This window comes from Acinetobacter sp. F16, assembly GCF_052712855.1.
The window spans coordinates 52,775-64,509 of the sequence record NZ_JBRATK010000017.1 but is presented as its reverse complement, the minus strand read 5'-3'; the positions used below and the strand labels follow the sequence as shown (position 1 = coordinate 64,509).

The 11,735-nt window shown below is 41.0% G+C and carries 11 protein-coding genes and 1 pseudogene; 5 read left to right on the top strand and 7 right to left on the bottom strand.

The genetic code is table 11. The features are described from left to right. The 3 genes and pseudogenes from ACU0NF_RS10575 to ACU0NF_RS10565 all read left to right on the top strand — a co-directional run. Positions 1–84 (top strand): annotated as a pseudogene (locus ACU0NF_RS10575) (IS5/IS1182 family transposase); the annotation flags it as partial. Between the two features lie 445 nt (positions 85–529). After that, entirely contained in the window at positions 530–2,122 is a 1,593-nt protein-coding gene (locus tag ACU0NF_RS10570; RefSeq protein WP_445661093.1) for an outer membrane protein transport protein, read from the top strand. 331 nt (positions 2,123–2,453) lie between these two features. After that, entirely contained in the window at positions 2,454–3,683 is a 1,230-nt protein-coding gene (locus tag ACU0NF_RS10565; protein ID WP_445661092.1) for an OmpP1/FadL family transporter, read from the top strand. Between the two features lie 71 nt (positions 3,684–3,754). Here the strand turns inward: ACU0NF_RS10565 and thrH are convergent, their stop codons facing one another. After that, complete coding sequence (gene thrH / locus ACU0NF_RS10560) at positions 3,755–4,372, bottom strand: bifunctional phosphoserine phosphatase/homoserine phosphotransferase ThrH (RefSeq protein WP_067723937.1); 618 nt, start codon at positions 4,370–4,372, stop codon at positions 3,755–3,757. 200 nt (positions 4,373–4,572) lie between these two features. On the opposite strand from thrH, the gene ACU0NF_RS10555 reads away from it, so the two are divergent. Together ACU0NF_RS10555 and ACU0NF_RS10550 are read left to right on the top strand one after the other, a co-directional pair. Next, the gene (locus tag ACU0NF_RS10555) at positions 4,573–5,307 is read left to right on the top strand and encodes a phosphoadenylyl-sulfate reductase (RefSeq protein ID WP_171537482.1); all 735 of its coding nucleotides are present in this window, start codon (positions 4,573–4,575) and stop codon (positions 5,305–5,307) included. A gap of 171 nt (positions 5,308–5,478) precedes the next feature. Then, positions 5,479–6,858 (top strand): WS/DGAT/MGAT family O-acyltransferase, encoded by a 1,380-nt coding sequence (locus ACU0NF_RS10550; RefSeq protein WP_131266979.1) that lies wholly within the window; start codon positions 5,479–5,481, stop codon positions 6,856–6,858. Positions 6,859–6,912: 54 nt separating this feature from the next. On the opposite strand, the gene ACU0NF_RS10545 is transcribed toward ACU0NF_RS10550, so the two are convergent. The 6 genes from ACU0NF_RS10545 to ACU0NF_RS10520 all read right to left on the bottom strand — a co-directional run bounded on the left by ACU0NF_RS10545 (position 6,913) and on the right by ACU0NF_RS10520 (position 11,662). Then, positions 6,913–7,083, bottom strand: a complete 171-nt coding sequence (locus tag ACU0NF_RS10545; protein WP_165494446.1) for a PA1571 family protein — start codon at positions 7,081–7,083, stop codon at positions 6,913–6,915. Between the two features lie 132 nt (positions 7,084–7,215). After that, on the bottom strand, positions 7,216–8,670 hold the full coding sequence (gene rng / locus ACU0NF_RS10540) for a ribonuclease G (protein ID WP_370984244.1): 1,455 nt from the start codon (positions 8,668–8,670) through the stop codon (positions 7,216–7,218). Between the two features lie 39 nt (positions 8,671–8,709). Further along, positions 8,710–9,276 (bottom strand): Maf-like protein, encoded by a 567-nt coding sequence (locus tag ACU0NF_RS10535; protein WP_445661091.1) that lies wholly within the window; start codon positions 9,274–9,276, stop codon positions 8,710–8,712. Continuing rightward, positions 9,264–9,755, bottom strand: a complete 492-nt coding sequence (gene mreD, locus ACU0NF_RS10530) for a rod shape-determining protein MreD (RefSeq protein WP_445661090.1) — start codon at positions 9,753–9,755, stop codon at positions 9,264–9,266. The genes ACU0NF_RS10535 and mreD overlap by 13 nt, the downstream gene beginning before the upstream one ends. Continuing rightward, positions 9,742–10,599 (bottom strand): rod shape-determining protein MreC, encoded by an 858-nt coding sequence (gene mreC / locus ACU0NF_RS10525; RefSeq protein ID WP_131383947.1) that lies wholly within the window; start codon positions 10,597–10,599, stop codon positions 9,742–9,744. The genes mreD and mreC overlap by 14 nt, the downstream gene beginning before the upstream one ends. Before the next feature lie 16 nt (positions 10,600–10,615). Next, positions 10,616–11,662: a rod shape-determining protein gene (locus ACU0NF_RS10520; protein WP_131319233.1), complete on the bottom strand. Its 1,047-nt coding sequence runs from the start codon at positions 11,660–11,662 to the stop codon at positions 10,616–10,618. Positions 11,663–11,735 lie beyond the last annotated feature (73 nt).

Sequence of the window (11,735 nt, the reverse complement as noted above, 5' to 3'; positions counted from 1 at the left end):
AAGCTAAAGTGTAGCTATGAGGGTGCAGTTGCATTAGCTTGTGTATTTATTTGGCTACCTTTATCGGGTAAATTCTATACTTGAAATGTCAACAGACCCTAAATATAACCTAAAAATATTTGTAAATATTTGATATTAAATACATTAAGACCTTTCATCTAGCAAAAAAATTATAGAACCAAATAATGTGATATAGACAACAAATTATTACTACACTTTTCACGATAAATGATTATTTTTTAATCAAATGAAAATCTAAATTAAATTTCAATTAATTAATATTTGTTTTTATTTTTCAATATTTTATATAGAAATTATTCAACAACTTTAGATTAAAAAATCTAATAAAGTGTATTTTTACACTTATTTGTTTTTCTAGAGCATTTACTCTTTTTTTTATTGTGTTATTTTTGTCACATGGAGTAACAAATGATATCTGGTTAAAAGACCGCTATCACCAAAAATGAATGCTGAGCATAAATAACATAAAGCCGCAGTAAAAAAATTGTACCTCAAGGAAAGACAAAGAATGAAACTAAAAACTCTTAGTACAGCGATTCTTCTAGCAACTGTGCCAATGACTGGTGTATTCGCAGCCGCAATGGATCGTTCAGGACAATCTATTTCAGCATTTTTACAACCGGGTAATTACTTTGAAGCTGGTATTTCTGTTTTAGATCCAACAGTTTCAGGTAAAGAAGCTGGTGAAACGACCAGTCGAAATACCATTAGCGATATGGCAGATGACTACTACTTTCCGTCTGCTGCACTTAAATTCCAAGTGACTAACAAATTCTCATTTGGTTTACTTTACGATCAGCCATTTGGCGCTGCTGCTGAATATAGTGGTGACAATGCATTTGTATCAAAACTAACTGATACTGTACTGCCTCAAAGTACTCTTAATGGATTGGTTACTTCTCAAGTGCAAAGCGCGCTTGCTACAGGCAGTAAACAAATCTCTGATGCGCTGTCTGGAAGCAATACCCCACTACAAAGTTATGACCAATTAACAGATGTACAAATTGTTACTGCAGGTGTTGCAAGTCAATTAATCGAAGCAGGACTGGCGCCAACTAACCCGGCATTTGCTGCAACATTAAATGCTCAGGTAACAGGTCTCATTACACAAGCAGGTGGTGTAGATCAAGCTAAACAAGTCATTCTGGATGGTGCACAACAAAAAGGAAATGCAGCATTAGCGACTCAACTCGCGGCTTTAGGTGCAGACCAACTAGGTGTTGGAAATACCAAAGTTACCGTAGATACACAAAACCTAACCTTCCTATTTGGTTATCAACCGACTGAAAATTGGAATATCTATGCAGGCCCGGTATACCAAACTGTTAAGGGTAATGTTAGTTTACGTGGTCAGGCATATAGTATTTATAATGGTTACGATGCACAGATTAAAGAAACAGGTGATGTTGGTTGGTTAGCAGGTTTAGCATATCAAATCCCCGACATTGCTTTAAAAGCTTCTTTAACATACCGCTCTGAAATCGATCATTCGACGGATGTAACAGAAACTTTCTCTGGTGGTCTAAATGCAATTGCATTATTAGGTGGTAATCCAGCAGATATTACTAGCTCGCCAGGTAAAACAACCATTACAACACCTCAATCTGTAAACCTCGATTTCCAAACAGGGATCATGGCAAATACAGTAGCATTCGCAAATGTGCGCTGGGTAGAATGGTCTAAATTCGGTATTCGACCTTACCAATTTGGTAAATTATCAGAAGAAATCGGTGGACTTCAATCAGTTAATCGTCCTAACGGTTTCGACTTAGTGTCTTACTCTGACGATCAAATTTCAGCAACCGTTGGTGTGGGGCGTAAACTCTCTGAGCAATGGGCAGGTAATGTATCTGTTGGCTGGGACTCTGGCGCAGGTAATCCTGTATCTACCCTTGGTCCAACAGAAGGTTACTGGAACCTTGGTCTAGGATTACAATTTAGCCCTACTCCTGCAACATTCATCGCTGGCGGTGTGAAATACTTCTGGTTAGGTGATGCCAAATCACAAACAGCAGCTCAATATGGCGAAAATAGAATTGTTGGTGAGTTTGAAGAAAATGATGCTTGGGGTTATGGTCTAAAAATGGGCTACCGCTTCTAAAATTATTAAATAAATGAATCAAAAGGCCATTGTTCGCAATGGTCTTTTTTACATTACATCACTTGTTTTTCTAACACTCCAATCTATATGTTTTAAATTTGATCAAAAAGAATTACTTGTATTGCCCTATTTTTTTTAAGCTTATTACTCTATTTTTTTACTTATAAATCATTAATATACAAAAGTATTGTTAGTACTTTTACTCTATTCAAGTTCATTTTTTGAATTAGTCAGTTCATTTTGCGTCCATTCCTCTACGTTTACTCTTTTTTTATTTATGTTACTTTCCCGTAACTTTTAAAAAGATGAAGCGACTCAGGGAAAAGAATCTATGAAGCTTACAGTAATTCATTCAGCTATTTTACTCAGTTTAATTCCAGCGACAGCAACTTTTGCGGGTGGTTTAGACCGTTCTGGACAGTCAATTTCAGCTTTTTTACAACCAGGTAACTATGCTGAAGCAGGTATCTCAGTTTTAGACCCAACTGTTAAAGGTTCTTCTACTGTACAAGGCTTTGCAGGCGAAAAAATTAGCGATATGGCTGAGGACTACTATTTCCCTTCTGCAGCGATTAAAGTACAAGCAACTGATAAAATTTCACTTGGTTTAATTTACGATCAACCCTTTGGTGCTGATTCTCAATATGCAGCAACTGCAGGTTCTTTTGGAGATGGAATTGAAGGTACTTCTGTTGAAGTAAAAACCAACAACCTAACTGCTTTAATTGGTTATCAACCTACTGAAAACTGGAATTTCTATGCTGGTCCAGTATGGCAAACCGTAGAAGCCGACATTAAATTACGTGGTGAGGCCTATGGTAAAGCCCCCTTAACTATTAGCGGATATAATATTCAAGTTGAACAAGAAGAAGCTTACGGCTGGCTGGCAGGTTTTGCTTACCAGATTCCTGAACTGGCCTTAAAAGCAGCTGTAACTTATCGCTCAGAAATCAAACATGAAGCACAAGCTCATGAAACATCAGGCTTAGCTATTTTAGGACAGCAATTACCTGCAGCAGGTCACCCACTAAGTCCGGCCAAACCTCTATTATCAACTTTAGGTTCTAGAGAAAGTACCTTAGAAGCTGTTACTCCCCAATCTGTAAATATTGACTTACAATCAGGTATTGCTCAAAACACTTTAGCATTTGCCAATATTCGCTGGGTACATTGGGATCAATTTGCAGTAACACCTTCTCTTCTAGCACAAGCTTCTGCCTTAGCAAAAGGTCAAGCACAAAATTTAATTGATTATTCAGATGATCAATGGTCTGCCACAGTTGGTTTAGGTCATAAATTTAATAATAAATGGTCTGGTACTGCTGCAATTGGTTGGGATTCTGGTGCAGGCAACCCAGTCACAACTTTAGGTCCTACTGAAGGTTATTGGAGTGTCGGTTTAGGTGGTCAATATAGTCCTGCAGAAAACTACTTTATCCAAGCGGGTGTAAAATACTTCTGGTTAGGTGATGCAACCGCACAAACTGGTGGCAATCCAGTAGGCAATTTTGAGGACAATCATGCAATGGGTTATGGTATGAAAATCGGTTACCGCTTCTAATTGTGTTAAAAATTAGGATTAAACAAGAAAGGGCGCTTATAGCGCCCTTCTCTTTTGCTTAAAACATTTAATTAAGCTGGAATATCACGAACTGATGCATTGCGAATCGCTTCTTTTAATGCTTCATAACCATGAATCGGCGGGAATTGCGGGAATTCAGCAATCACATTTTCAGGCGCATCAAATAAGAAACCGTGGTCTGCTTCACCCAGCATCGTGGTATCGTTATACGAATCACCTGCTGCGATCACCCGGAAATTCAAACCATGCAAGGCTTTGACTGCTTGACGTTTTTGATCCGGCTGGCGAAGTTTATAGGCAGAGATCATGCCCGCTTCATCAGTTTCCAATTTATGACAGAAAATTGTTGGCCAATCGAGTTGCTTCATGAGTGGATGAGCAAATTCGTAGAAGGTATCTGAAAGAATAATCAATTGAAAATGAGTACTGACCCATTTCACAAATTCTTTTGCACCTGGGAATGGTCCCATATCGGCAATCACTTCCTGAATATCATTCAAGCCTAAACCATGCTCTTTTAAAATATTCAGGCGCTGTGTCATCAACACATCGTAGTCTGGAATATCACGTGTAGTTGCTTCCAATGCTTTAATTCCAGTTTTTTTGGCGAAGTTAATCCAAATTTCCGGAACTAATACACCCTCAAGATCAAGACATACGATTTCCATGGGTTCTCCCAATGTCAGTGAAAAAATTTTGCGTTATCATAGCTTAAAAATTGATATTCGATGTGTTGTTTTTTAAATCTGTTTTATTCATAAGTATTTATTTTTTAGTGATAAGCATGCTATTTCAATTCTATTAAAATCGTTGTGAATTAAATTAATATAGGTTTTTAAGTGTCCAAGCCTATACGCCAGGAACTGTCATGACTACAATCCCCACCATTGACCTTGTCGATGCACTTGCATCTGAATATGCTGATAAATCTCCCAGCGAAATTCTGGAACTTGCCTTAAGTCAAGAAGGTGAAATTGCGATTTCATTTTCAGGTGCTGAAGATGTGGTTTTGATTGATATGGCCTCTCATTTGGGCAAACCTTTTCGTGTCTTTAGTTTAGATACCGGTCGTTTACACGCAGAAACCTATCAGTTTATAGAAACCGTACGTAAGCACTATAAAATTGATATCGAAATTTGTTTCCCTGAGACTGAGGCAATTCAGCAACTTACAACTGAAAAAGGTTTATTTAGTTTCTATCGCGATGGCCATCAGGAATGCTGTGGTATTCGCAAAGTTAAACCGTTGCGAAAAAAACTGGCAACCCTAGATGGCTGGGTTACCGGTCAGCGTAAAGATCAAAGCCCGGGTACGCGCAATGAAATCCCTGTGGTTCAGGCCGATGCAGGTTTCTCTGGACCTGGCAAACAACTGATCAAATATAACCCGCTAGCCAACTGGTCAAGCGCGGATGTATGGAATTATATCCGTATGATGGAAATTCCTTATAATCCTTTGCATGAGCGTGGTTTTGTTTCTATTGGCTGTGAGCCGTGTACTCGTCCCGTCCTTCCGAATCAACATGAACGTGAAGGTCGTTGGTGGTGGGAAGAAGCCACTCATAAGGAATGCGGATTACATGCAGGAAACTTAAAAAAATAATTTTTTCAAAAAAAGCCACTGTTTTTAGTGGCTTTTTGTTCACTTTTCCTTACACAGAAAGCGGTTCTTTTCTTTTTGAAAAAAGATATACTGAAAAAACGGTTTTTATAATTCTAACAAGCCTGTTCACATAAGAACAGCCAATGAAATTGCAGTGAGGCATTCCGCGCTATGCGTCCATTACATCCTATTGATTTTATTTTTTTGTCACTAGAAAAACGCCAGCAACCCATGCATGTCGGTGGACTTTTTCTATTTCAGATTCCTGACAATGCACCTGAAACATTTATTCAAGATCTTGTTGCCGATATTCGTAAATCCAAGTGTCTGCCTGTTGCACCTTTTAATAATAAACTGAATGGCCTATTTTGGGATGAAGACCAAGAATTTGATTTAGATCATCATTTCCGTCACATTGCACTTCCTCATCCAGGTCGAATCCGTGAATTACTGACCTATATTTCCCAAGAACACAGCGCTCTGCTTGACCGTGCCAAACCACTCTGGACCTGTAATATTATTGAAGGCATTGAAGGCAACCGTTTCGCGATGTACTTTAAAATTCACCACGCAATGGTGGATGGTATTGCAGGCATGCGTTTAGTTGAAAAATCACTGTCTCTAGATCCAAATGCCAAAAGTATTGTGCCGCTGTGGTGTGTTGAAGGCCCTCGCGCTAAACGCCTGAAAGCCCCACCCAAGAGTCGTATCAAAAAAATTATGGGGGCTTTAAAAGAGCAATTAGAATCGACCCCAAAAGTCATGTATGAATTATCTCAGACTATCTTTAAAGATATGGGACGCAACCCTGACTATGTTTCAAGTTTTCAGGCACCAAGCAGTATTTTAAATCAACGCGTGAGTTCTTCTCGTCGTTTTGCAGCACAATCCTTTGAGCTGGGCCGTTTAAGCAAAATTGCCAAAGCGCTTGGTGTAACCATTAATGATGTGGTGCTTGCGATTTGTTCCGGTGCATTACGCGAATATCTGATCAGCCAACAGGCGTTGCCGAAAAAGCCGCTTATCGCCATGGTTCCTGCGTCAGTGCGTGATGATAACTCTGATGTCTCTAACCGTATTACGATGATTTTAGCCAATTTAGGCACCGACAAAGAAACTCCGTTAGAACGTCTGCAAATTATTCGTCGTAGCGTGTTGAATGCAAAACAGCGTTTTAAACGCATGAACTCCAATCAAATTTTGAATTATAGTGCTCTGGTTTATGGTGCAGCAGGCTTAAATATCGTTTCAGGCATGATGCCTAAACATCAGGCCTTTAATATTGTAATTTCGAATGTTCCAGGACCGCGTGAACCGTTGTATTGGAATGGTGCCAAATTAGATGCACTCTACCCGGCTTCTATTGTGCTAGATGGGCAAGCCCTTAACATTACCATGACCAGTTATTTGGATAAACTGGAAGTCGGCTTAACAGGCTGTCGCAATGCATTACCTAAAATGCAAAACCTACTCACTCACTTGGAAGAGGAAATACAGCGATTTGAAGAGATCGTGGGTCAAGAAAACCCAAAGTTACAGGCGGTGAGTTAACCGCGGTTTCTAAAAAATAAATATAAAGTAATTAAGGGGCGTTTTATTCGCCCCTTAATTTTTAATACTACGGCATTGGTTTAATAATTGATGGCAAACCGAACGAATCATGGCAGCAGTAATCTGAACTTCTTTACCCTGTTCATCAACGATATAACCATTTCGTGTTGGTTTATTATCTAATGCATTCAAACTTTTTTTAATAACGACTTGGCTCATACTCATGTCATACCTCTTTTTGCTAAGCCAAAAAGGGAGAATTTGGCTTTGGCTACTGTGTATGACTAGTATTAGAAATTACGCCGAGAAAGTAAAATTTCAGATGTAACAAGTGTTTAACGATATTCTGTTACAATTTCAGCTCAGAATGATATCGTATTGCTCTTGCGTATATAGATTTTCCACCTGAAACTTGATCATACGCCCGATAAAGTGCTCTAAATCGGCCACTGCCGGTGCTTCCGCTGTTAACAATCGGTCAATCACCAAAGGATGCGCAATTACGGTAAATTCACTTTTTGATTCAAAAGCACGCGCATATCTTAAAATTTCCCGAAAAATTTCGTAACACACCGTCTCTGCAGTTTTCACATAGCCCCGTCCCTGACAGGTCGAACATGATTCACATAACAAGTGCTCTAAAGATTCACGAGTACGTTTGCGGGTCATTTCCACCAAGCCCAGTTCTGAAACCTGAGTGATTTTGGTTTTGGCATGATCACGTTCAAGCATGCGCTCAAACTGGCTCATCACTTCTTCACGATGCTGCGCTTCCTGCATATCAATGAAATCGATAATGATGATGCCACCCAGATTACGCAAACGCAGCTGACGTGCAATCACTTGCGTCGCTTCCATATTGGTTTTGAAGACGGTGTCTTCCAGTGTCCGACCACCGACATATGAACCGGTATTGACATCAATCGTGGTCATCGCTTCTGTCTGGTCCAGCATCAAATATCCGCCAGACTTGAGTGCGACACGCGTTTGTAGCGCTTTTTGAATATCTTCTTCTACATTGTACAAGTCGAAAATAGGACGCTCACCGGGATAGTGCATTAGCCTGTCTTTCATACTCGGTACAAATTCGTCGACAAACTCTTGCAACTTGGCATGAATTTCACGTGAATCGACTGAAATCTTCGCGGTATCTTCATTGGCTAAATCACGAATTACACGTTGCGGAAGCGGAAGCTCTTCAAAAATCAGTGAAGGTACAGCAATACTGGTTTGCTTACGCTGAATAAATTCCCAGAGCTTGGCCAGATACGCCATATCCTGGGCAATTTCTGATTCTGGAATACCTTCAGCAGCAGTACGCACAATGACACTGCCCGGTAGCTTATGTTGAGTCTGAATGCCCTCAATCATCGAGCGTAAGCGATCACGTTCCTGTTCAGATTCAATCCGTTGTGACACACCAATATGATGACCATAGGGCATGAGGACAAGATAACGCGAAGGAATGGAAAGGTCGGTACTTAAACGCGCACCTTTGGTTCCGAGCATGTCTTTCATCACTTGAACAGTGAGGATTTGACCTGGTTGCAGCAATTCAAAAACATTGGGCGTCGGTTGATTGCGCGGCCAGACCATATCGTTAATATGCAAAAATGCGGTACGTGATAAACCAATATCTACAAATGCGGCTTGCATGCCCGGCAAAACGCGGACAACTTTGCCTTTATAAATATTTCCAACCAGACCACGTTTAACCGTGCGTTCTACAAATAATTCATTGACCGTACCATTTTGGATTAAGGCCACCCGACATTCCATAGGTGTGACGTTAATCAACAACTCGTCAGACATAATAAAACTCAAAACATTATAAAAATTCTTTTTCAGCCGTTAATTTAGTGCCTTAACCGACTGTAATAACTGTACCGTTTCATATAAAGGCAAGCCTACAACGTTACTATAACTTCCTTCGATGCGAGGAATATAACGTGCTGCGATCCCCTGAATCGCATAAGCTCCCGCTTTACCTAAAGGTTCGCCTGTTGCCCAATAACTTTCCATATCATTGAGACTTAATTGTTGGAACTCAACCTGCGTTCGTACCACTATACTTGATTTTTCTGTGATTGTACGTACACAAACACCTGAAAAAACGTCATGTTTACGACCTGAAATGCATTGCCACATTTCAAAAGCATGTTGTTTAGATTCAGGTTTACCTAAAATTTGATTGTCGACACCTAAACTGGTATCTGCTGCGATAACGACAGCATCGGGAAACTGATCCAGCACGACTTGAGCTTTGCTGCAAGCGAGACGTTGCACATAGGCGGCAACGCTCTCGCCTGCTAAAACCGATTCATCAATATCGGGACTAAAAATTTCAAATTCCAGTCCCAGCTGCTGAAGCAGTTCCCGACGGCGCGGAGAACTCGAAGCGAGAATTAAATGCGCCATTTTCTTAAGAAAAAATAAATAACAGGGAAAAATAAAACACTGCTCAATAAAGGCTGCCAGTGTCTTGCAATCGAAAATTGCATACCGCCCATAATTTGAGCCATCCCGATCATCAACAAATGTGCCAACACGGCCAGGAAGCTAATCACCCATAAATTGGCAAAGGTCAAAATGCGTCGTTCCCGGGTTAAAAATCTGGCGACGAAAGTGATGACCACAAAGGTTAAAGCATTCATTCCCAAAGGTGCATCGACCAAAAGATCGGTAAAAATACCGGTCGCAAAGGCAAACCAGATGCCGCACCATGTCGGCTGGCACATGATCCAGAAGAGCATCACAAGCAACATGAATAATGGACGTGCACCTGAAACCGCATAGGACAAGGGATAAACGAGCAGTACTGAACAGATAATAACTGAAATAATAATGGCAATCAGCGGATCACGTTTATTCTCAGAGCGTAATTTAGCGATCAGCATGCGGTTGCTCCATCGCTAAAGAATCAGAAAAAAGTACCACTACATGATGTCCACCTGCCAATAGAGCGGCTGGAATGACTTCAATTTTGGCAAATTCACCCGAATTATGTCGGTTCACTTTAGACACTGTTCCCACGAGATAACCCGCAGGGAAATGTTCGCCTAAACCTGAGCTATATACTTTTTCACCAACTTTGATGTTGGCGCTGGTTGGAACATATTCCATCTTCAAATGACCTAAATCACCTGTACCGCTAACAATGGCACGCATTCCGGTGTGTTCTAGACGTACCGATAGCGAATGCTCTTTATCGGACAGCAACATGATCCGGCTGCTATGTGGATAGACATTGATAATTTGCCCCATAATGCCCTTGTCATCCAAAACCGTTTGACCGACTTTGAGCTGACTGTTTGCACCACGGTTAATCACAATAATATGTCTGAGTGGATCTGCATCTGTACCAATCACCTCTGCAATTTCCATACGCCCATCAATAATCAGTGGCGTATCGAGTAAACCTCTTAAACGGGTATTTTCAGCAGAAAGTTCAGATAATTTTTGCAGACGAACTTGCGCCTGTAGAAGCTCGGCTTGCATCGCGGTATTTTCACGACGTAACTGGGCTTCAGACTTGGTTTGTTGATTTAGCCATTCTCGCGATAACACTGGATAACTTGCCAAGGCATAAATAGGATTATATGCCGCATACAAGACATCACGTGCGGGCTGAATCACATGCGGCATGCGCCAGTTAAAAAACAGCACGACCCAGCATGTGATGACCGCAATGATAAATGAGCGAAAAGATGGCGGTTGTCTGGAAAACAGATTTGTTTGCACCCGCCTGGTCCTTAACTTAGCCTACAAATAGCATGTCATGATTTGGGTTATCAAAGAATTCTAAGACTTTACCACCACCACGGGTCACGCAAGTTAAAGGATCTTCTGCAACCACCACAGGCAAGCCTGTTTCTTGTGCAAGCAGTTTATCGAGGTTACGAAGTAATGCACCGCCACCTGTTAAAACAATGCCACGTTCTGCAATGTCAGACGACAATTCAGGCGGGGTTTGTTCAAGTGCAGATTTCACCGCAGAGACAATATTTTGTAATGGATCAGAAATGGCTTGAGTGATTTCATCAGAAGTCACAGTAATGGCACGAGGCACACCTTCTGCCAGGTTACGACCACGAACTTCAATTTCCAGTGGTTTAGCACCTTCATCCGGCAATGCCATCCCCACTTCTTTTTTAATCACTTCAGCCGTGGTTTCACCAATCACGCAACCATGTGCTTTACGTACATAGTTAATGATCTGTTCATCAAATACATCACCACCAATACGTAGCGAGTCAGCATAGACACAGCCTTGCAGCGAGATGATCGCAATTTCAGTGGTACCACCACCAACATCCACCACCATTGAACCACATGCTTGCTCCACCGGCATACCCGCACCAATTGCAGCAGCCATTGGCTCTTCAATTAAGCGAACATCACGCGCACCGGCATTAAATACCGCTTCACGGATGGCACGGCGTTCTACCAGTGTCGATTTGCAAGGAACACACACCACAACGCGCGGTGCAGGTGGAAATAAACGTCTTTCATGCACTTTACCAATAAACTGGTTCAGCATGGTTTCAGTCACTTCAAAATCGGCAATCACACCATCTTTCATGGGACGGATTGCGGTAATATTCGCAGGAGTACGACCAAGCATTTGCTTTGCATCAAGACCTACCGCGGCAACAATTTTTTGTGAACCACTGTGACGAATTGCCACAACCGTCGGTTCATTTAATATAATGCCTCGTCCTGGTGCATAAATAAGTGTATTTGCTGTACCTAAATCAATGGCTAGATCGGGCGAAAACAAGCCAATTAGTCTTTTTAGAATCACGGAGACGTTCTCGATTAAACTTTATATGGACGCAAGGTGGCAACTTTAACTAAATGTGATGATTTGAACAAGT